At 30.0% G+C, this 21,978-nt stretch carries 16 protein-coding genes; 10 read left to right on the top strand and 6 right to left on the bottom strand.

What is annotated here, in order from left to right; translation table 11 throughout:
- The first annotated feature begins 108 nt into the window (after nucleotides 1-108).
- The gene (locus AC2D6T_RS03345) at nucleotides 109-528 is read left to right on the top strand and encodes a DUF2141 domain-containing protein (protein WP_484680445.1); all 420 of its coding nucleotides are present in this window, start codon (nucleotides 109-111) and stop codon (nucleotides 526-528) included.
- 327 nt (nucleotides 529-855) lie between these two features.
- Nucleotides 856-2,043, top strand: coding sequence for a C40 family peptidase (locus AC2D6T_RS03340; protein WP_484680444.1), 1,188 nt, complete (start codon nucleotides 856-858; stop codon nucleotides 2,041-2,043).
- A gap of 100 nt (nucleotides 2,044-2,143) precedes the next feature.
- On the opposite strand, the gene serA is transcribed toward AC2D6T_RS03340, so the two are convergent.
- Nucleotides 2,144-4,036, bottom strand: coding sequence for a phosphoglycerate dehydrogenase (gene serA, locus AC2D6T_RS03335; protein ID WP_484680443.1), 1,893 nt, complete (start codon nucleotides 4,034-4,036; stop codon nucleotides 2,144-2,146).
- Nucleotides 4,037-4,175: 139 nt separating this feature from the next.
- Nucleotides 4,176-5,000: a UbiA prenyltransferase family protein gene (locus AC2D6T_RS03330; protein WP_484680442.1), complete on the bottom strand. Its 825-nt coding sequence runs from the start codon at nucleotides 4,998-5,000 to the stop codon at nucleotides 4,176-4,178.
- A 188-nt stretch (nucleotides 5,001-5,188) separates the two neighbouring features.
- On the opposite strand from AC2D6T_RS03330, the gene gcvP reads away from it, so the two are divergent.
- The 6 genes from gcvP to AC2D6T_RS03300 all read left to right on the top strand — a co-directional run bounded on the left by gcvP (nucleotide 5,189) and on the right by AC2D6T_RS03300 (nucleotide 13,570).
- Nucleotides 5,189-8,074, top strand: a complete 2,886-nt coding sequence (gcvP, locus tag AC2D6T_RS03325; protein WP_484680441.1) for an aminomethyl-transferring glycine dehydrogenase — start codon at nucleotides 5,189-5,191, stop codon at nucleotides 8,072-8,074.
- Between the two features lie 733 nt (nucleotides 8,075-8,807).
- The gene (locus AC2D6T_RS03320; protein WP_484680440.1) at nucleotides 8,808-9,089 is read left to right on the top strand and encodes a hypothetical protein; all 282 of its coding nucleotides are present in this window, start codon (nucleotides 8,808-8,810) and stop codon (nucleotides 9,087-9,089) included.
- 1 nt (nucleotide 9,090) lies between these two features.
- Entirely contained in the window at nucleotides 9,091-9,378 is a 288-nt protein-coding gene (locus AC2D6T_RS03315) for a hypothetical protein (protein WP_484680439.1), read from the top strand.
- Between the two features lie 59 nt (nucleotides 9,379-9,437).
- The gene (locus tag AC2D6T_RS03310) at nucleotides 9,438-10,250 is read left to right on the top strand and encodes a GLPGLI family protein (RefSeq protein WP_484680438.1); all 813 of its coding nucleotides are present in this window, start codon (nucleotides 9,438-9,440) and stop codon (nucleotides 10,248-10,250) included.
- Nucleotides 10,228-12,897, top strand: coding sequence for a carboxypeptidase-like regulatory domain-containing protein (locus AC2D6T_RS03305; protein ID WP_484680437.1), 2,670 nt, complete (start codon nucleotides 10,228-10,230; stop codon nucleotides 12,895-12,897). The genes AC2D6T_RS03310 and AC2D6T_RS03305 overlap by 23 nt, the downstream gene beginning before the upstream one ends.
- A gap of 25 nt (nucleotides 12,898-12,922) precedes the next feature.
- Nucleotides 12,923-13,570: an SLATT domain-containing protein gene (locus AC2D6T_RS03300; protein ID WP_484680436.1), complete on the top strand. Its 648-nt coding sequence runs from the start codon at nucleotides 12,923-12,925 to the stop codon at nucleotides 13,568-13,570.
- Nucleotides 13,571-15,128: 1,558 nt separating this feature from the next.
- On the opposite strand, the gene AC2D6T_RS03295 is transcribed toward AC2D6T_RS03300, so the two are convergent.
- The 3 genes from AC2D6T_RS03295 to AC2D6T_RS03285 form a co-directional block, all read right to left on the bottom strand.
- Nucleotides 15,129-15,764: a class I SAM-dependent methyltransferase gene (locus tag AC2D6T_RS03295; protein ID WP_484680435.1), complete on the bottom strand. Its 636-nt coding sequence runs from the start codon at nucleotides 15,762-15,764 to the stop codon at nucleotides 15,129-15,131.
- A gap of 54 nt (nucleotides 15,765-15,818) precedes the next feature.
- Nucleotides 15,819-16,784 (bottom strand): YpdA family putative bacillithiol disulfide reductase, encoded by a 966-nt coding sequence (locus AC2D6T_RS03290; RefSeq protein ID WP_484680434.1) that lies wholly within the window; start codon nucleotides 16,782-16,784, stop codon nucleotides 15,819-15,821.
- Nucleotides 16,785-17,519: 735 nt separating this feature from the next.
- Nucleotides 17,520-17,771, bottom strand: a complete 252-nt coding sequence (locus AC2D6T_RS03285; RefSeq protein ID WP_347186600.1) for a type B 50S ribosomal protein L31 — start codon at nucleotides 17,769-17,771, stop codon at nucleotides 17,520-17,522.
- A gap of 262 nt (nucleotides 17,772-18,033) precedes the next feature.
- On the opposite strand from AC2D6T_RS03285, the gene AC2D6T_RS03280 reads away from it, so the two are divergent.
- Together AC2D6T_RS03280 and AC2D6T_RS03275 are read left to right on the top strand one after the other, a co-directional pair.
- Nucleotides 18,034-19,074, top strand: coding sequence for a glutaminyl-peptide cyclotransferase (locus AC2D6T_RS03280; protein ID WP_484680433.1), 1,041 nt, complete (start codon nucleotides 18,034-18,036; stop codon nucleotides 19,072-19,074).
- A gap of 54 nt (nucleotides 19,075-19,128) precedes the next feature.
- Nucleotides 19,129-20,640 carry a hypothetical protein gene (locus tag AC2D6T_RS03275; RefSeq protein ID WP_484680432.1) on the top strand — a complete coding sequence of 504 codons (1,512 nt, stop codon included), beginning with the start codon at nucleotides 19,129-19,131 and terminating at the stop codon, nucleotides 20,638-20,640.
- 31 nt (nucleotides 20,641-20,671) lie between these two features.
- On the opposite strand, the gene AC2D6T_RS03270 is transcribed toward AC2D6T_RS03275, so the two are convergent.
- Nucleotides 20,672-21,946 carry a metal-dependent hydrolase family protein gene (locus AC2D6T_RS03270; protein ID WP_484680431.1) on the bottom strand — a complete coding sequence of 425 codons (1,275 nt, stop codon included), beginning with the start codon at nucleotides 21,944-21,946 and terminating at the stop codon, nucleotides 20,672-20,674.
- Nucleotides 21,947-21,978: the final 32 nt, after the last annotated feature.

The following is a 21,978-nucleotide window of genomic DNA, read 5'->3' as shown; positions in this document are numbered from 1 at the left end:
TTTTAGTAAATTTAAAAGGTATAATTATTGATGATGATTTTGCTACTTTAGCAACGGTTTTAGAAAAACAATAATTACAGCTATTTTTAATAGAAAACCCTTCACAACATGAAAAAATTAATCTTAATTGTAGCCATTATTTTGGGGAGAATACTTACAACAAACGCACAAGAAAAAACCTATAATTTAACCATTAATATTACTGGCTTAAGCTCTAATAAAGGCAACGTTTTGGTTGCGTTATATGATAAAAAAGAAGCTTTTTTAAAAAAAAGTTTTAAAGGTGGCATTGCAAAAATTATAGATAAACAAACAACGTATATTTTTAAAGATATTCCGAAAGGGGAATATGCTGTTTCATTTTTTCATGACGAAAACAACAACAACAAAATGGACACCAATTTTATTGGAATCCCAAAAGAAGATTATGGGTTTTCTAACAACACAAAAGGTTTTATAAGACCACCAAAATATAATGATGCGAAGTTTCAGTTAACTAAAAACAAAACCATCAACTTAAACATCTAATACAGGTTATTACCGATTAACAATTAGCTTGATCAGCAATCTTTTGTACCCAATTATTTATACTGTAATTGGCACAAATAAAATGGTGTTTCGCTATAACAGTAGTCTTTTCTATTGATTAGCCCACCAACTACCATTATAATATATTCGCAGTAGTGTTAAACTTATTTGTTACCAACTGGCGGTTTTAACAAATAACGATGTTCGTCTATCTATTTTTCATCTTTAAAATTGATTCTTCCCAAAAATAAAAAACTCTAAATTTAGAAATAATTTTAAATGAATAAATTAGTATCTTTATTGTGATAAAATGTTAAAAATGTTTTTATGAAAATTACAAAAATCTTCTCTTTATTAATTGTAATTCTATTGTTTTCTTGCAACAACAATACTAAATTAATTTCTGGTTTAAAAAGTGTAAGTAGAAGCATACAAGAGCAATATGCACCAGACAAAAGAGTTGCCATTTTTAATATTAATTTCGATTATTCTGATGATAAAATTATTGTAACTGGCAAAACTGATAAAAAAGAAGCCTATCTAAAATTATTAGATAGTTTAAAATCTTTAGAGGTTAAATTTATAAATAAAATTAGAGTTTTACCAGATACTACTGTAAGTAATAAAAAATATGCTGTTGCTAGAAATTCTGTTATTAATATTAGATCTGCACCTAAACATTCTGCAGAATTAGGTACACAAGGTTTGCTAGGAATGTCTTTAAAAGTACTAGATAAAGAGGGCGATTTTTACAGAATACAAACCCCAGACAAGTATATTTCTTGGGTTGATAAAGGTGGAATTACCTTAATGAATAAAGAAGAACTTGACCAATGGGACAATAATAAAAAAATAATTTACACCAAAAATTTTGGTTATGTTTATGCTAATAAAAGCACTAATGCCAGTATTGTTTCTGACATTTCTTTAGGAGGGATTTTAAAGCTTGTTTCCTTACATCCTAATTACGTTAAAGTCGCGTACCCAGACAATAGAGTAGGTTTTATTAAAAGAGATGAAGCACTGATGTATGATGCTTGGTTAGATAATTTAAATCCAACTGAAAGCAATGTTGAAAAAATTGCAAAAACAATGGAAGGCTTTCCTTATTTATGGGGCGGCACTTCTGCCAAAGGAATGGATTGCAGTGGTTTTACAAAAATGGTGTATTTAATGAATGGTTTTATCATTCCTAGAGATGCCTCACAACAAATACATGCTGGTAAAAAAGTAGACGTAAACCTTAATTTTTCTGATTTGCAAAAAGGGGATTTATTATTTTTTGGAAAAAAAGCAACCCTAAATAAACAACAACGAGTAACACATGTAGGTATTTGGTTAGGAAATAATAAACAAGAATTTATTCATGCTTCTGGAAATGTACATATTTCTTCTATGGATGCGAATCATCCTTTGTATGACGAATATAACAAAAATAGATACTTAGGCAGTAGACGTTATTTAGGGATTAAAGACAAAAATATTATTGATTTGAGAGATAAGTTAAAACTTTAAATCCGTTATAAATCTTTGTTACAGAAATTAGAATAAATTAACAAAAAAGACCTCATAAATTATATAATTTATGACGTCTAATATTTTATAAACTTCAATTTTAATACAAGACTCTAAACTTAATGGTGCCCTCTACTTTTCTTAATTCGTCTATTACTTCTTTATTATATTCTTTATCTAAATCTGTAATTACATAGCCCACTTTTGGGTCTGTAGATAAATATTGCCCGTTGATATTCAGGTCGTATTTTGCTAAAATCTTATTAATTTTTGCCATCACACCTGGTACATTTTTATGAATGTGTAAAAAACGGTGTGCATTGGTTTGTCTTGGCAAACGAATGTTTGGAAAGTTTACAGCATCTACAGTGTTACCAGAGTTAATGTATGCCATAATTTTGCTAGGTACAAAATCTGCAATATCTCTTTGTGCTTCTTCTGTACTACCACCTACGTGAGGTGTCAAAATTACGTTATCTAGTCCTTTTAATTCGGTAATAAATTCGCCATTTTTTCTTGGTTCTTCTGGATAAACATCAATAGCTGCACCTGCTATTTTTTTAGATTTTAAAGCAGCAACTAATGCGGGTATATCTACTACAAATCCTCTAGATAAGTTTACTAAAACCGCTCCATATTTCATTTGAGAAATTTCTCTTTCTCCAAAAAAGTTTTTATTGGCTGCATTGTCATCTACGTGCAAACTAACTGCATCCGAAATAGACAATAACGCTTCTAAATTACTCACTTTTGTTGCGTTACCTAAGGCTAGCTTATCTTCAACATCGTAATAATAAACATCCATACCTAAAGCTTCTGCTAAAACCGATAATTGCTTACCAATATTACCATAACCAACAATACCTAATTTTTTACTACGCACTTCTCTGGAACCTGCTGCTGTTTTTTGCCATTGACCATTGTGTATTTCTGTACTTCTTTGAAATACAGAACGCATTAACATAATAATTTCTCCAATTGCCAATTCTACAACAGAACGTGTATTGCTATAAGGTGCATTAAAGACCACAATTCCTTTTTCTTTACACGCATCTAAATCAATTTGTTTGGTACCAATACAAAAGGCACTTACTACCATTAATTTTTCTGCAGCATCTACTACTTTTTGTGTAACGTTGGTTTTAGAACGGATTCCTAAAACATGTACGTCTTTTATTTTTTCTATTAATTCGTCTTCAGACAAACTTTTAGATACAGTTTCTACAGAAAAACCATCAGAAGTCAACTTTTTAAAAGCATCTGAATGTACGTTTTCTAATAATAAAATTTTAATTCTGTTCTTTGGGTAACTTATTTTTCTAGGCAACTTATTTATGTATAAAAATTCATCTAAATTTGGGGCAATGTGGTCTGCGTTTTCTGTTGTTTTTTCTCTTGAAACGTTTTCTGTGTAGGCAAAAAACTTATCTGCTACACCAGCTTCACGAGTTACATAATCGCTATAACCATCGCCAATAACTTGTATTTCTCCTTCAAGGTTCATATCTTTTAAACACTTGATTTTTCCATTGTGTTGAGACAGTGGATTCACACTATCAAAACCAATGATTTTGCCATTGCTATCAAACTCAAAAGTATTGGCATACACTCTTTCTGATGGAATGTTATATGCTGCCACAATTGGGTCTATAAACTCTTTAAATCCGCAAGAAATTACATAAATATCATCTGCAAACTCTTCAAAAAACTCTTTGTTATTTTCTATCGATTTAGAGACTTGTTTTCTTAAAGCCTCAACCAAACCATCTAAATCTGATTTATTGGCTTCTAGCAACTTAATACGTCTTTCTAAAGATTCTGTAAAAGAAATTTCGCCATCAATTCCTAAGTTAGTAATATCTATTATTTCTTGAATAATTTCTTCTTTTTTAGGATTATTTTCTAGCGTAAGTTCTGCTAAAACATCTAGTGCCTCTACACGTGTTAAAGTACTATCAAAATCGAAAATATAATTTCTTTTCTTGGTAATCATTTTCTTATAAAATCTTGGTTGATTTATCGTTTGTAAAACTACAAATATCAATGCTTATTAGAAAGCTATTTTAAAGTTTTATGATATTTGTTATAATTTTTTACATTAAGCTATAAGTTGATAAAATAGTGCTAAAAAACTAGAAAATATTATGAAATCCTAAAAGAACCAACCACCAAATAATAGGTAAAGATTCTACCCAAAAAGAACTATAATATTTAGATTGATTGATTTTGGCACGCATCAAAAAAATGAGCATTATAAAAAAAAAGACCATAAAGGCATTTTTAAAACCATCTCCTGCATTAATTGCATACTCTATTAATAAGGCAAAAAGCATCAAGGAAAGCCCTACTCTTTTTGTTTTTTCTAATCCTATTTTTTTGGGGATGGTTTGAAGTGAAATGGCATCATACTTTACATCTCTAATATCAAAAGGTAAAATTAAAACCACCACTATTAAAAAACGTTGTAAGCTTAGTAAAAACACATTATAGGTTAGTGTTTGTGCTGTATCTAAATACGGAATTAAAACCGTAAAACCAGTCCAAACCAAAGCCACTACAATAATTTTTAAATAACTAATTTGTCGTAAGTTTTTATCAAATCCGCTTAAAAAAGGAATGGCATATAAAATAGTTAAAAAGGTAAAAGGTAGAGAAAAAAGCAAGGTTGTAAAAGGCACCAAACACATGTAATAACACATGACAATAAAGCAGATAAGAGAAAAAATCTGAATGATTTTTAAGTTGTTGGTTAAACTTCTATGATGCAATTTGGCAACGCCTGCATATTTTACAAAATTGTAGCCTGTAATGGTACCAAAAAAAATAAAATAATTTAAGTTTTCATTATAAGGCAAACTAACATATTGTTCAGTGAGTCTTAAAAAGGCGTATACAGCCAAAGCCACATGAATACTAGCGTTGATGTAAAAACTAAAAATTTTTTGTAAAATGTTCATTAAACAAAAATAAACTATCTGTTTATAACATTCAATTTTAGTTAATAATTAACTAGAAATTCTTAGAATTCTACTAAAAAAGATTTCTTTTAATGCTTATTTTTGTATATCCTTAAAATTAAGCAATTTTTTGGGTGTTAAAACGTATACTAAATCGATTGAAATCACTCGAAAACAAAACTCAATTAATGAATACAAATTCGTTTCAACTTAGACATATTGGTCCTAATAAAAAGGAGCAAGAAAAAATGCTTTCAACTATTAAAGCAGCCAGCTTAGAACAATTAATAAATGAAACTGTGCCAGACAATATTCGTTTAAAAAACGACTTAGATTTGGATCCTGCAATGAGCGAATATGAGTATTTAGGTCATATTAAAACATTAGCAGATAAAAATAAAGTATTTAAAAGTTACATTGGTTTGGGCTATCATGAGTCCATTGTACCCAGTGTGATACAGCGTAATATTTTAGAAAATCCAGGTTGGTATACAGCTTACACACCTTACCAAGCAGAAATTGCTCAAGGGCGTTTAGAGGCACTGTTAAATTTCCAAACCATGGTTTGCGATTTAACAGGTATGGAATTGGCAAACGCTTCTTTGTTAGACGAGTCTACAGCCGCAGCAGAAGCCATGGCTTTGTTGTTTGATGTTAGAGAACGTGCAAAGAAAAAAGCAGGCGCTAACAAGTTTTTTGTTTCTGATGAAATTTTACCACAAACCTTATCCTTATTGCAAACAAGATCTACACCCATTGGTATAGAATTGGTGGTGGGCAATCATGAAGAATTTGATTTTGCAGACGATTATTTTGGTGCTATTTTACAATATCCAGGAAAATTAGGGCAGGTTTTTGACTACGAAGATTTTGTGGCCAAAGCCAATAATAATGATATAAAAGTTGCTGTTGCAGCAGATATTTTATCACTCGTAAAATTAAAAGCTCCAGGAGAATTTGGTGCATCTGTAGTGGTTGGTACTACCCAACGTTTTGGAATTCCTTTAGGGTATGGTGGGCCACATGCAGCATATTTTGCTACCAAAGAAGCTTATAAAAGAAGTATTCCTGGGCGTATTATTGGTGTTACCAAAGACAAAAATGGTGAGTTTGCTTTACGCATGGCATTGCAAACACGAGAACAACATATTAAAAGAGAAAGAGCAACCTCTAACATTTGTACAGCACAAGTTTTACTAGCAGTAATGGCTGGTATGTATGCTGTGTATCATGGTAAAGAAGGTATCCAATTTATTGCAGATTCTGTTCATAATAAAACAAAATTAGTTGCTAATTATTTTGATAAAGCTGGTTTTAAACAGCTTAACACCTCTTATTTTGATACCTTATTAGTAGAAATTGATGCAATAAGATTAAAACCAATTGCAGAATCGTTTAAAGTGAACTTTAATTACGTTTCAGATAGTTTGGTTTCTATTTCTATAAACGAAGCAACCACAGAAAAAGATTTGATGCAATTGTTTACTATTTTTGGGCAATTAAAACCTCGTCAAAATCCTTTAAACGAAGATTATAGTGGACAATTTTCTCAAATTTTAACCCAAGAACCTTTTCACTCTAATTTTGAAATAATTAAGGAAAATGTTGCTAGAAACACCTCTTTTTTAGACAACGAAATTTTTAATACGTATCAATCTGAAACAGCTATGATGCGTTATATTAAAAAATTAGAACGTAAAGATTTAGCTTTAAATCATTCTATGATTTCTTTAGGTTCTTGTACCATGAAGTTAAATGCAGCTTCAGAAATGTTGCCTTTAAGCAATCCTCAATGGGGAAACATACATCCATTTGTACCTTTAAATCAGGCAGAAGGTTACCAAGAAGTTTTACAAAAACTAGAACATCAATTAAATATTATTACGGGTTTTGCAGGTACATCTTTACAACCCAATTCTGGTGCGCAAGGTGAGTTTGCTGGCTTAATGACAATTAGAGCCTATCACCAATCTAGAAACGAATCACACAGAAATATTTGTATCATTCCTGCTTCTGCACATGGTACAAACCCTGCATCTGCTGTAATGGCTGGTATGAAAGTTGTGGTTACCAAAACTGCCGAAAACGGAAATATAGATGTGGCAGATTTACGAGAAAAAGTAGAAAAACACCAAGATAATTTAGCAGCCTTAATGGTTACCTATCCATCTACACATGGTGTTTTTGAAAGCGAAATTCAAGAAATTACTAAAATAATTCACGATAATGGTGGCCAAGTCTATATGGATGGTGCCAATATGAATGCTCAAGTAGGTTTAACAAATCCTGCAACTATTGGGGCAGACGTTTGTCACTTAAACCTACACAAAACTTTTGCCATTCCGCATGGTGGAGGTGGCCCAGGAGTTGGCCCAATTTGTGTAGCACCACAATTAGTGCCTTTTTTACCTACAAACCCAATGATAAAAACAGGTGGCAAACACGCCATAACTGCGATTTCTGCTGCTCCTTGGGGATCTGCTTTGGCTTGTTTAATTTCTTATGGGTACATTACCATGTTAGGTTTTAGAGGATTAACCAATTCTACTAAAAACGCCATTTTAAATGCCAACTATATTAAAGAGCGTTTACAAGGACATTATAAAACCTTATATACAGGCGAAAAAGGACGTGCAGCACACGAAATGATAATAGATTGTAGAGATTTTAAAAACAACGGAATTGAAGTGGTAGACATTGCCAAACGTTTGATAGATTATGGTTTCCATGCACCAACAGTATCTTTTCCTGTAGGTGGCACTATGATGATTGAACCTACAGAATCTGAATCTATTGCAGAGTTAGATCGTTTTTGTGATGCTATGATTTCTATACGTGAAGAAATTAAAAATGCGACCAAAGAGGATGACAACAACCCTTTAAAAAATGCACCACACACACAAGAAATGTTAACTGCAGATAATTGGGATTTACCTTACAGCAGAAAACAAGCAGCTTTTCCTTTGCCATACATTACAGACAATAAATTTTGGCCTACTGTACGCAGAGTTGATGATGCTTATGGTGACAGAAATTTAATTTGTTCTTGCAACCCAATAGAAGATTATATGTAAGACACACAGTGTCTTTAAGTATACAAAACCACCTCAAAATTGAGGTGGTTTTTTTATAGGGTTTTTACCTGTTGGGTTTTAGCAAAAAAAAAACATAACTTAGATAACTTGATATATAACGAATTAAAACTCGGTCATATAAGAATACAAGTTACTTTTTTACCAACTTTCGCTTCATCTCATTTAATTTCAGCAAAACTACAATAGATGTTAAGGTAGCTACATTAGTAGCTAAAATTTCTTTTGCTCGCTTTTTCATTTTTTAAACCTTCTTTTTTTGCACAAAAAACACCAAAATACAATGTGTTGATTGTCAGGTTTTTAAAAACTTCATATCCCTGAATTCAGGGATAAATATCCCTGGATTCAGGGATGCCAAAATATCCCTGAATTCAGGGATTGACAACATCGTTTTTAGAGTTTATTTTTACAATAGAAAAGACAACAAACTTTATAGATGATATAGAATAACTTTTTATTTGTTTATAAAGTTTTAGTTGGCAGCCATTTGAGCACGATATTGCGTTAAAATTAATTGTTCATAAAAAAGAAAAAGTTGTACACTGAAACAACAAAAGCCAATCACTTAAAGAGATTTGAACATTGAGAGTAAACAAAATAACAGAATTGAATGATTACTAGAAACGGGAATATTTCCCAACCCAACTTTTTGAAAGTTGGATAACCATTAAATACAATAACTATGAAAAATGTATTTTTTGCACTATCCTTTATGCTAGTAGGAACATTTGCTTTTGCAAACACTAACGAATCAATTGATAAATTTTCTGAAACTAATTTTGAGAAATTAGCTTTAGAACATTCAAATGATTTCAAATTTAGCTTTAATGATAATCTTTTATCAGATTCACAATTATTAGCTTTAAAAGATTGTACTTTAAGAGGTAAATTTACCATTACATTTAAGGATGGTTCAACTTATTCTTGGGAAGGTACACTTACAATAGTAGGACAATCTTGTGCTGAATTCTTGAAAGAAATAATGGCTGATTAATATGAAAAAGTTAACCTTTATATTAATCGTATTCAGTTTTATAACTTTTAGCTTTGCTTCATCAAACATTCCTAAAGAGCTTAATTGCTCAGAATATGAAGTGGTAAAGACAACTGAAAGTGCCATTGAAAATAGTGAAAACTCTAATCTGCTAAAAGATTGTACAGTTAGATTAGACTTTACACTAGAGGACGGAACTACTATCCAAGGAGAAATAACATTTGTAGATGTTTCTTGGTGGGACTGCACAAAAATGCAGCTTGCAGCTTGGTGGGAAAGAAATTTTTAAACAATTATTTAACCAAATACCCTGCATATATATGCAGGGTATTAATAAATCAAATAGAAATGAAAAATATATCATTAATTGTAATTCTGTTTTTATTACAGAATTCGTACTTAATTGCTCAATCTAAAGAAGATGAAAATTATGGAAAGGTCACTTACGAGCGTATTCTAAATTTTGACAACGAGCCTCAAATAACTATGTTCAGTTTATATATAACACTCAATTTTTCTGTATTTTTGGATGACACACCAAAACAAAAAGAGTCTACCAATCTAAAGCCAAGCTCTGATGATGAATTTGATTTATCATTTGATGTAAAATTTAATGGGAGCAAATATATTGTTTTAACAGATTTTAGAAAAGACACTATTCAAAGTCAAGTTTCTTTATTCCGAGATGGCAAACAAAAAACATACATAGTAGAGGAAAAAGTTAAAAAAATAGATTGGAGTATTACACAAGAATTTAAAACAATAAGTGGTTTTAAAGCTCAAAAAGCAGAAGGTTTATTTAGAGGACGAAAATATACTGCTTGGTTTACTAATGAAATCCCTATAAAATATGGTCCTTGGAAATTAAATGGTTTGCCTGGTTTAATTTTAAACATTTCAGATGATAAAAATGAAGTTATGTTTTATGTAAGAAAAATTAAAATACCAAATGTTACAAATTCTAAAGCAGATATATTTTTTCAATTTAACAATAATTACGACAAGATTTCATTAAAAGAATATGTGAAATTGCAAAACGAACAAGTTGGAGAAGTTATGAAATTATTCAGTTCAAAGCTTCCCCGTGGTTCAAAAATGAAAATATCAGATGTGAAATCAAATGCAATTGAATTAGAATATGAAGAAGAAATCAAGGATTAGCCTTTTCGCAATATCAATTATTTTTTCTTTAAAATCATTTGGGCAAATTACAATTAGTGGTAAAGTTTATAGTTCTGACAGTCTCAATATCAAACAAGTAAGTGTAGTCCTTACAGATATAACAAAATCTAAAATTATTGACTACACTTTTACTTCTGTTGACGGGTCATACAAAATTAAGACACAAAATTTAGGTAAATTTAATTTGAAGTTTAATCATTTAGGGTATTCAACTAAAAGTATTGATTTTGAGATTAAAGCAAAGCAAAATCAAAAAAAAATAGATGTTTTCTTGGAGGAGAAAACAATGGATTTAGATGAAGTAATTATACAAGCTGAACGACCTTTTTCTATAAAAAAAGATACTATCAAGTTTAAAACAAAATATTTTACTGATGGCTCAGAACAAACAGTAGAACAATTACTGCAAAAAATACCAGGTTTACAAATTGATAGTGAAGGAACGATAAAGATAGGTAATCAAGAAATTGAAAAATTAATGGTAGATGGCGATGACCTTTTTGAAAAGGGTTACAAAATCCTTTCCAAAAATATGCCTGCTTATCCAATAGAAGAAGTTGAAGTTTTAAAAAACTATTCTAACAATAGATTACTCAAAGGAGTTGAGGAAAGCGGTAAAGTAGCTTTAAACTTAAAACTTGATGAAAAATCCAAGCGTATTTGGTTTGGTTATATTGAAACTAGTATTGGTAATGACAATTTTTATCAACTAAAAGGGAACTTAATGAATTTTGGTAAAAAGAATAAATACTACTTTTTGACTAATCTTAATAATATCGGTTACAATGCTACGGGCGATATTGAAAATTTAGTAAGACCGTTTCGCATTAACGAACCTGCAAGTATTGGCGACAACCAAAGTGTAAATTCGTTACTAAACCTGACGCCAGAGAGTCTCAATTTCAATCAAAACAGAACCAATTTTAATAATGCGGAATTAGTATCATTAAATGCTATTTTTAATCCTACCGAAAAGTTAAAAATCAAAACCTTAATTTTTTTTAATTGGGACGAAACAGACTTTTTTAGAAATAGCATTGATGTTACAGATGTTAATGGAACAAATTTCACCAATAATCAAAAACTTGAACTAAGAAATAAAAATAGAGTTGCTTTTGGTAAACTAGATTTTACGTACAACATTTCTAAAACTAAAATGCTGGAGGCTACCACCAAATATAATAACGGATATTTTAATGATAATTCTGATTTATTCTTTAATGGTAATTCCACCATTGAAAATTTACAACACCAAAACACACTTTTCGACCAAAAAATAAACTACACCAATAAATTCAAAGACAAAAAAGTATTTTTGCTAACAGGTCGTTTTATCGATGAAAAAACACCTCAAAACTATAATATAAATCATTTTTTTTATCAAGATTTATTTCCTTCAAATACTACTGCAAACAATGTAAGTCAACAAAGCACTAATCAAATGCAATTTGCAGGGTTAAATATACATTTATTAGACCGCAAGGACAATGGACACCTATTAGAATTACAGTTAGGTAACGAGTTTAGAAAAGATAAATTACAATCTACATTTTCACTTTTAGAGAATAATATCGTTTTAGAAAAGCCAAGCGGTTATCAAAACGAAACAAATTATCAAGTCAACAACTTATTCGTTAAAGGCAAGTACAGATTAAAAATGAAAGATTTTGGTATTGTAGCTAAACTATATATTCATCAACTTTTTAACCGTTTAGAAAACAATAACTTCGGCAGTACTCAAAATCCCTTTTTTATCAATCCAAGTTTAGGTTTTGATTGGAAAATAAATGATAAAAACAAAATTACATCATCGTATTCCTACAATACAACAAATGCAAGAGTACAAGACGTATTTAGTGATTTTGTGCTTACAGGTTTTCGCTCATTTGCCAAAGGAACAGGAGATTTTAATCAATTAGATGCTTCGGTTTTGGTTTTTAACTACCAACTTGGTAACTGGAGCGACCGCTTTTTTGCCAACACATTTATACTGTATAACAAAAATCACGACTTCTTTTCAACAAATACTGCCATTGAACAAAATTTCACTCAAGCAGAGAAAATATTGATTAAAGACCGTGAGTTTATAAGCATAAATTCTAAATTGGATTATTATTTAAAATTAATATCGTCAAACTTAAAGTTAGATTTAGGTTATACCAAAAGTGAGTTTAAAAATATTGTAAACAACACTAACTTAAGACTAGTATCCTCTAATAATTATAATTATGGTTTAGAACTACGTTCTGGTTTTAAAAGTGTTTTTAACTTCCATATTGGTATTAAATGGACAACAACCGAAATAGAAACAACTATTAGCAATTCGTTTACAGACAACGTAAGTTTTCTTGATTTATCTTTTGTATTTGATAAAAAGTTCGATGTTCAAATACAATCAGAACGTTATTATTTCGGAAATTTACAAAGCGATAATACTTATTATTTTTTGGACTTTGATGCGAGGTACAAACTCATCGAAAATAAACTGACTTTAGGAATTACTGGCAAAAACTTGTTCAATACCGAAAGATTTAGAAATTTTTCAGTCAATGATATTGGATTATCAACGACTGAATATAGATTATTGCCAAGGTTTGTGTTATTGAAATTGGAATATAAGTTTTAACATTAAAAAAAAAAAAACATAGCTAATGACAAAAAATTTTGAAAAAGAAAAAGGAAAGAAACATTTAGATAAAGGGTTTCTTGAAGAACTAAAACATAAAATTTGGTCTACTAAAGGAACTCGATTTGAAGCTGATACTAGATTAAAAACAATCGCAAAATATTCAACATTGAGTATAAGTTTTCTTTCTGCTTACCTGATAATTTTTGGATTAGTTTCTGTTTATAATTTATATAATCCAAATGCGATTGATGAGAATGTAATAGCATTTACTATAACAACCTTGTCTATTTTAGTATTAGTTTTTTCATTAATAGAAAATGCACAAAACTATCCTGTAAAAGCTAAAAATTTTCATGATTGCGCATTGGACTTAGCTGACTTATATAATGAACTTCAAAATTATAAGTCCTATGAAGAAAATGCTTCTGAAGAAGACAAAATGAAGTTTTGCAATAAACTTCAAAAGGAATATCAAAATATATTACGACGCTATGAAAACCACTACCCAATAGACAATAACAAATTCAGAATAAAATTTCCTGACTATTATAAAGTAAAATGGTACAATTGGATATGGACACATTTTTTATATTTTGTTAATACTCGTTTAATTTACATTACAATGATGTTAATTCCTGGTATAATTTTATATTTTGTAGTGATTAAATGAGCTGAACAACTCGGAATGTATAGCAATAAAATATACAATTTATTGATAATTATTTAATTAATAAATTTGAAATATATTTGGAAAGTTGCTGTATTTTTAAAATTGATAATTTCCAGTAAAACAGAAAAATTAAATAATTTGGTCTATACTTAACCCTAAAGTATTTTTCTTACTTGTATGCTAAGAAGTATAGAGACATTACTTTTTACCAACTTTCGCTTCATCTCATTTAATTTCAGCAAAACTACAATAGATGTTAAGGTAGCTACACTAGTAGCTAAAATTTCTTTTGCTCGCTTTTTCATTTTTTAAACCTTCTTTTTTTGCACAAAAAACACCAAAATACAATACATTGATTGTCAGGTTTTTAAAAACTTCATATCCCTGAATTCAGTGATAAATATCCCTGGATTCAGGGATGCCCAAATATCCCTGAATTCAGGGATTGACAACATCGTTTTTAGTATTTATTTTTACAATAGAAAAGACAACAAACTTTATAGATAATATAGAATAACTTTTTATTTGTTTATAAAGTTTTAGTTGGTAGCCATTTGAGAACTGAAAAGAGCAATTTAATAGCCATCTGACTTACAGAATTTAAAAGAAGAATGTAACTTGACTCTCTGAAAGTGAACAATGAAAGCTGATTAAAGGTCGAAATCTAACAGCTCAAGACCTTAATGGAGCAATTAAAACTTATAATATGAAAACTTTAAAAATGAATTTTTTCTATTTATTTATTCTAGGTATTAGTATCTCATTTACCAATTGCGATACTGACTCTACATTAAATGACGATCAAAACAATGAGCAATTAGCTCCAATTGATTTTAAAAAAAAATTAACAACAAAAGTCCTGAAAATGTAAATGAAAATTTTACGAAATCGGGACAGCCAACTGAATCTCAAAATGAAAAAATTAGTGACAAAGAAGTATATCTGAATATCGAGCTTCATAATTTAACTAAAAAAGATACAGTCTCGCTTTTTATTAATGATTGCGTATTATATAAAGGTGAAGGTTTAACGTACAACACAACGGCAGGACAGATTGACATATTTCGTCTAAATAAACCTCACAAACACAAGAGTGAAATCTTTAAAAAAACCCCCTTTTGTTTAATTTTAGCTGTTGGCATCAAAAGTTTTTGTATGTTAACTGATAGAAATGATATTCATTTAGTTATTAATCAGTTAAAGAATAGTTTTCCTCTAAATTTAGATGATGGCAAGTATATAAAATTTGATAAATTAGATAATAACAAATTTATTTTTAAACAATCTCATAAGCCATTTTAATAAAACTAAACTAGTTTAGCAGATTAAATGAACTATTGAACAACCAATAAAAATATTATAATATTAGTTATTGTGTATGTATTAAGTATTTCAAGATATTTTTAATAAAATAAAACGTAGCATAACAACATATAAAAAATGGCTATGTAAAGCCAATTTATAAAAGTTCTCGTAGGCTTTCATAAATTGGCTTTTTTTTTACTTACTTAGAACGCACTTTACTCATACATAAACCATTGCTAATTCCAAAAAAAAACTAAAAAACCTGATACAAGGTTGTAGTTAAAACACCTTTTTTAGCCATTATTTGAAAATTAAAAGGTTGTTTTAAAATGTTCAATCCGCTTTGTTTTTTAATGCGTATGCCTTGTCCAGAAATAATATCTTTATTGGGGGCAAAAGTACCATTGGGTAAATGTTCTGTAAGTAAAATGTATTTGTATTGTGTAAGTTTTTCTAGTATAGCTGTAATTTCTATATTGGAGAGATGTTGCAATACTTGTCTTACAATAACTACGTCTGCTTTGGGTAAGTCATCTTTTGCAATGTCCAAACATAGAAATGCTAAATTACTGGCTTTAAAATGCTTTGTATTGTAATCAATTAAACTTTCTACAATATCTACACCTATATATTTTTGGCTGTATTTTACCAATTCTTTGCCAATATTAAAATCACCACAACCTAAATCGCAAACAGAAATGGGAGCCTTAAAAGATTTTAAAAAAGCTTGTACTACTTGTAAATAAGGTTTTACAAGGGTTGGGTTGTGAGAACCTTCACCAGAATAAAATGGTTGATGGTTGGTGCCCCAAAGATGCTGCTCGTAAATTTGAGTCATGGCATCTTTAGTAGGCCAAGGTTTTTTGTTTCTTTTGATTTTTGGGTTCATACATAAAAAAATCTCAATTGCTACTTTTGTGGGAATGCTACTCCATTACTATTATTAATTCTGATTTTCTAGAATCGTTTTTACAATCATTTTTGCGTGAATTCTAGAATTTTCTATAAACCATTTATGAGTTTCCATACCTCCACAAATAACACCTGCTAAAAAAATGCCTTTCACATTGGTTTCCATGGTTTCCTCATGATAACTTGGTATTCTTTTTTCGTTATCAGACAAACGAATGCCCATTTTTTCTAAAAAAGTAAAGTTGGGTCTGTAACCAATAAGTGCCAATACAAAATCGTTGACAATGGTTATTTCTTTTTGGTCTGTTTTAATATCTAAAGTGGTTGCTGTAATTTGGGTAATATTTGCATTGTAGTACGCTTTTATACTGCCTTCTTCAATTCTATTGATGACGTCTGGTCTTACCCAATATTTTACACGATCCCCTACAGATTTTCCTCTAATAATCAAAGTAACCTCTGCTCCTTTTCGCCAACATTCTAAAGCTGCATCTATGGCAGAATTACTAGCACCCACCACAGCTACTTTTTGACCAGCATAAAAATGAGGATCTTTGTAATAATGTGCTACTTTTGCCAGTTCCTCTCCAGGAATACCTAATTTATTTGGGATGTCGTAAAAACCAGTGGCTACAATTACATTTTTTGCTTGATAGGTGTCTTTTGAAGTTTTTACAGAAAAAAAATCGTCGTTTTTAGCAACATTTTCTACTTTTTCAAACAAATGAATATTTAAATTATTAGATGTTGCAATTCTTCTATAATATTCTAAAGCTTCAATTCTACTAGGCTTTGCTTCTTTACTAATAAAGGGAATTTCATCAATTTCTAAGCGTTCAGAAGACGAGAAAAATTGCATATTTACTGGGTAATTGTAAAGCGAATTTACAATGGGTCCTTTCTCTAAAATCAAATAGCTGAGTCCTTTTTTTTGTGCTTCTAAACCACAAGCAATTCCTATGGGCCCTCCTCCTATTATTACTACATCATATATCATAAATTCTTTTTATAAATAAACGTCTTCTAAACTAATTACTACTTCGTCTTTTCTTTTTCTAAAAACCTAATTTACTCGTATATTGCAAATAGCATTGAAACCCATTGTCACCAAAATTTCTTTAACAATTTAGAGTTTTATCATATTAATTATTAACAACTAGATTTTTCTTTTTTATATTCATAGTGTTTTATAGCAATAGTAATGGTGTCTTTATCTAATTATGTAGATTATTACATCACATTTCCATTTTCTATAGTATTGTGGCTTTTGTTTAATTACCTTCTATAAAACATTGCTGAATCTCATCTATTTCTTCTTCAAAAAATCACCTTAACCTAGCTTCTAAAGGAAAATCTTTTAACAAATAGTTTGGGTTTGAAAACTACCTCTTAGAACTACAAAAGCTAAAATAACAGAATTAGATAGTAAAAGATAAGTACCCATTTGCGAAATAATATAAACTAATACTCCACATGAAATTGTTATTATTATTAAAATTTCAACAATTGTGTTTCTCATGAAAATAATACATAAAATAAAGTTTAAAAATAACTCATTCCGCTCAAAAATTTAAATTTCGTTGGCAAAAAATTGCGTTAGTGATTGAAATGACATCCTTTTTTGAAGCATGAAAAAAAGATATAATGAAAAGCACGACCTGAAAGGGAACGCACAAAAAAACTCCAACAAATAAATGTTGGAGTTTTAAATATGTTTAAAATTCTAGAAAAATTATTTCTTGAATTTTGCGTATTTGTTTTTAAACTTGTCAATACGTCCTGCAGCATCGATAAGCTTAGATTTACCAGTGTAAAATGGATGAGATGTTCTAGAAATCTCTAATTTTACTAAAGGATACTCTGTACCATCTACTTCTAAAGTTTCTTTAGTGTTTGCAGTAGAACGTGTTAAAAATACATCGCCATTAGACATGTCTTTAAAAGCAATGATTCTATAATTTTCTGGATGAATTCCTTTCTTCATTTTGAATATATTTAATACTTTAATATTATGTTTGTATGAGTAAAGTTGGTAAGGTTTTACTCTAAAATCTAAATAGCTGTTAACTAACTATTTTGAGGATGCAAATTTAACCTTATTTTTTAATTTACAAATAAATAAATTGTTTTTATTTGCAATATTGTTATTTTTAATAGAAAACAAGTCCTTTTAGCACTTAAAAGTTGCTTGGTGTTGTCTTTTTTTTGAATATTTACATTCCAAAAAACCGAAATTTACATTTATAATGAAGAAGCTTTCTATTCTATTTTACTTTTTAGCAATTCTATTAACCACTATTTCTTGCGCAGACGCATATAAATTTTCTATAGAAAAGCCAGAAAAAGCCACGCTAAACCAAACCATTACTTTAAAAATGGTTGAAAAAGAAGGCAAAGAAATTGAGAAAGTTCAGTTTTATGTAAATGGCAAAGAGGTATCTAGTAATGGCAATACCTTAACCCTGAATACCAACGATCTTGGTGTGGGTAAACATGCTATTAATGGGTTGGCTTTTTTTGATGGGAAAACGAAAAAGAAAAATGCTTTTTTAGAGGTTTTTGCAGATACAAAACCCGATTTTTATAAATATAAAATTGTAAATGAATATCCGCATGATACCAAAGCATACACACAAGGATTGGAGTATTACAGGGGCTATTTATATGAAACTACAGGACGTAGAGGAAAATCTTCTTTAAGAAAAATAGACATAAAAACAGGGAAAGTTTTACAGAAAATAGATTTAGACAACCAATATTTTGGTGAAGGAATGACCATTATAAAAGATAAAATTATTTGGCTTACTTGGCAATCTAAAAAAGGTTTTGTTTACGATTTAGAGACTTTTAAAAAAGAAAAAGAATTTAGCTATAATAAAAGTAAAGAAGGTTGGGGTTTAACACAAAACGAAAGTGAATTGATAAAATCTGACGGAACTAACAAGATTTGGTTTCTAGATAAAAAAACTTTAGAAGAAAAGTACTTTATCCAAGCATATGCTCATGATAGAGCGTTAACGCAGTTAAACGAACTAGAGTTTATTAACGGAAAATTATTTGCAAATTACTATCAAAAACCAATTATTGCAATTATCAACCCAAAAACAGGTGTTGTGGAAGGGTTGATTAACCTAAAAGGCTTAGAAGCCGAAATGAAAAAAACGCAAAAATTAGTTGCTAATGATGAAGTTTTAAACGGTATTGCTTTTGATGCGGAAAACAACAGGTTGTTTGTTACTGGTAAAAACTGGGGTAAATTATTCGAAATTGAATTGATAAAGCAATAATAAACTCATTTATAAGTTTTATTTTTACTTCTATTTAAAAGAAATATAAAATCTATGAAGCAATTATTTACTTTTTTAATTTGTTGTGCTTTAATTTCTATCAGTTCTTGTAGAAAAGATTTTTCTACCATTCCTAATTTTGGCACGTTAGAATTTTCTAAAGACACTGTTTTTTTAGATACTATTTTTACCAATATTGGTTCTGCCACTTACAATTTAAAAGTATATAATAGAAGTAATAATGCGATTACCATTCCTAAAATTCAGTTAGAAAATGGTACCTCATCTAACTACCGTTTAAATGTAGATGGTATTCCTGGTAAAGATTTTAGCAATATAGATATCCTTGCAAAAGATAGTATTTTTGTTTTTATAGAAACTACTGTCAATGTTGAAAACCAAAGTAGTCCTCTATATATAGACAGAATTTTATTTGATACTGGCAACAACCAACAAGATGTAGATTTGGTAACCTTGGTAGAAGATGCTAATTTTATTTTTCCTGGTAAAGACCCTATTTCTATGAAAATAGATAGCCTGACCCTAGATGGGCAACCCACAAGCATTAAAGGGCGTTTTTTAGAAGATACAGAATTGACTTTTACCAATACAAAACCCACTGTTATTTATGGTTATGCAGCGGTACCCGCCAATAAAACCTTAACTATTGAAGCTGGTTCTAGAGTTCATTTTCATGACAATTCTGGTTTAATTGTAGATGATAAAGCTACGTTAAAAGTAAACGGAACATTGTCTGAAAAAGTTACTTTTGAAGGAGATCGATTAGAAAATTCTTTTAGTGAAATTCCTGGTCAATGGGGAACAATTTGGATGCGTGCAGGAAGTAGGGACAACGAAATTCATCATGCACAAATAAAAAACGGTATTATAGGTATTTTAATTGATAGCATTGGTAGCACTAGTACTCCAACTTTAAAACTACAAAACACAGAAATTTATAACCAAACAAATTTTGGTGTTTTGGCAAGAGAAACAAACATAGAAGCTTATAATGTGGTTATTGGAAGTGCTGGTGAAGCTTCTTTAGCAGCTACAATTGGAGGGACTTACAATTTTACACACAGTACTTTTGCCAATTACTGGAACAATGGTATTAGACAATTACCTGCTGTAGTAATTAATAACTTTTTTATATACAATAATGATGCTGGTCAAGAGATTATTGAAACAAGAGATTTAAAAGCTGCTAATTTTACAAATTGTATTTTTGAAGGCAATAACAATATTGAGTTTTTAGTAGATAAAGTTGATGGTGGTGGTTTGTTTAATTACAGCATAAAAAATTGTATGATTAAATTTAATGACAGCAGTAATTCTTTTGAAGATGTTTTTGAAGTTGACTTTGACAACAACCCTAATTACAGTAACATCATTTTAAATGGTATTGCCAATTTTAGAGATACTCAAAAAAACGATTTTATTATTGGTGAACAAAGCAGCGCAATTAACAAAGCCATTGCAAGCCCTTTTACCCTGGATATTTTAGGTGTTGATAGAACTACAGCTCCAGATATTGGTGCTTATCAGCACATTACTTTTGATTAGTAAAATCTATTCAATTCGTACTTTTTAAATACTATTTTTTATAAACCACACCATTTTTCATTACAAAAACAACGTTTTCCATAGTTGCAATATTTTTGGTAGGATCATCATCTACAGCAATAATATCTGCAAAAAAACCTTTTTGAATTTGCCCTAATTCGGTTTCCATTTTAAGCAACGTAGCATTGGTTATTGTAGCAGATTGTATGGTTTTCATTGCTGGCATGCCAGCTTCTACCATAAAACCAAACTCTTTACCATTGTTACCGTGTTTAAAAACACCAGCATCTGTACCAAAGGCAATTCCCACTCCTTTTTTATATGCTTTTGCAAAAGTTCCTTGTATTTGTGGCCCAACAGCCAAAGCTTTCGGCACTACAATTTCAGGATAAAAACCATCAATTTTTGCTTTTTCTTCTACTTCTTTACCTGCTGTAATTGTAGGTACTAAATAAGCATCGTGTTTTTTCATCAATTCCATGGTTTCATCACTCATATACGTACCATGTTCTATCGTTTTTACACCTCCAACAATGGCTCTTTGCATTCCTTCATCACCATGTGCGTGTGCTGCAACATGCATTCCATAATCTTTGGCAGTTTCGCAAATAGCTCTTACTTCTTCAATTGTAAACTGTGGGTTGTCTCCTGATTTTGCAACACTTAAAACGCCACCAGTTGCAGTTATTTTTATACAGTCTGCGCCATTTTTATAACGCTGTCTTACTGCTTTTTTTGCGTCTTCTATAGAGTTTACAACACCTTCTTTAGGGCCTGGATTGCCAATTAATACTCTACTACTGCCATTTGTTGGATCTGCATGACCGCCTGTAGTTGCCAAAGATTTACCAGCAGTAAAAACTCTAGGTCCAGGAATTTTACCTGCATTAATAGCATTTCTTATAGAAATATTTACACCTGTTCCTCCTAAATCTCTTACAGTTGTAAAACCATTTAACAGAGTAGTTTTTGCAAAACCTACTGAGTTAAAAGCAACATCTGCTTCGTTTAAAATATATTTATTTAGTCTTGTATTTCTATCAAATTCTTGCTCAATATGCACATGAAAATCTATCAAACCGGGCATTACTACCTTGTCTCTTAAATCGATAACTGTACCACCTTTTGGCATAATATAACCATCTTTAACAGCGATGATTTTATTTTCTTTTACAAATATTGTTTTTTTACTTTCTATTTTACCTAGTTTGGTATCTACCAATTTTCCGCATAAAATGTAAGTAGTTTGCGCATTCGAAGTTTGCAATATAAAAACGGTAATAAAAAGTAATAATAATTTGTTCATTTGTAGTTATTTTATCTTTAAATGTATGAAAA

The sequence above is a fragment of the Polaribacter sp. YIW18 genome (assembly GCF_057219325.1).
Note: the sequence above shows the minus strand (reverse complement) of the source record. Positions and strands in the feature narration are given on the sequence as shown.

Coding starts and splice junctions, on each gene's coding strand:
- AC2D6T_RS03310 (WP_484680438.1), top strand. CDS start 9,438: ATGAAAAATATATCATTAATTGTAATTCTGTTTTTATTACAGAATTCG.
- AC2D6T_RS03305 (WP_484680437.1), top strand. CDS start 10,228: ATGAAGAAGAAATCAAGGATTAGCCTTTTCGCAATATCAATTATTTTT.
- AC2D6T_RS03280 (WP_484680433.1), top strand. CDS start 18,034: ATGAAGAAGCTTTCTATTCTATTTTACTTTTTAGCAATTCTATTAACC.
- AC2D6T_RS03330 (WP_484680442.1), bottom strand. CDS start 5,000: ATGAACATTTTACAAAAAATTTTTAGTTTTTACATCAACGCTAGTATT.
- AC2D6T_RS03315 (WP_484680439.1), top strand. CDS start 9,091: ATGAAAAAGTTAACCTTTATATTAATCGTATTCAGTTTTATAACTTTT.
- AC2D6T_RS03290 (WP_484680434.1), bottom strand. CDS start 16,784: ATGATATATGATGTAGTAATAATAGGAGGAGGGCCCATAGGAATTGCT.
- AC2D6T_RS03345 (WP_484680445.1), top strand. CDS start 109: ATGAAAAAATTAATCTTAATTGTAGCCATTATTTTGGGGAGAATACTT.
- AC2D6T_RS03295 (WP_484680435.1), bottom strand. CDS start 15,764: ATGAACCCAAAAATCAAAAGAAACAAAAAACCTTGGCCTACTAAAGAT.
- AC2D6T_RS03270 (WP_484680431.1), bottom strand. CDS start 21,946: ATGAACAAATTATTATTACTTTTTATTACCGTTTTTATATTGCAAACT.
- AC2D6T_RS03320 (WP_484680440.1), top strand. CDS start 8,808: ATGCTAGTAGGAACATTTGCTTTTGCAAACACTAACGAATCAATTGAT.
- gcvP (WP_484680441.1), top strand. CDS start 5,189: ATGAATACAAATTCGTTTCAACTTAGACATATTGGTCCTAATAAAAAG.
- AC2D6T_RS03300 (WP_484680436.1), top strand. CDS start 12,923: ATGACAAAAAATTTTGAAAAAGAAAAAGGAAAGAAACATTTAGATAAA.
- AC2D6T_RS03340 (WP_484680444.1), top strand. CDS start 856: ATGAAAATTACAAAAATCTTCTCTTTATTAATTGTAATTCTATTGTTT.
- AC2D6T_RS03275 (WP_484680432.1), top strand. CDS start 19,129: ATGAAGCAATTATTTACTTTTTTAATTTGTTGTGCTTTAATTTCTATC.
- serA (WP_484680443.1), bottom strand. CDS start 4,036: ATGATTACCAAGAAAAGAAATTATATTTTCGATTTTGATAGTACTTTA.
- AC2D6T_RS03285 (WP_347186600.1), bottom strand. CDS start 17,771: ATGAAGAAAGGAATTCATCCAGAAAATTATAGAATCATTGCTTTTAAA.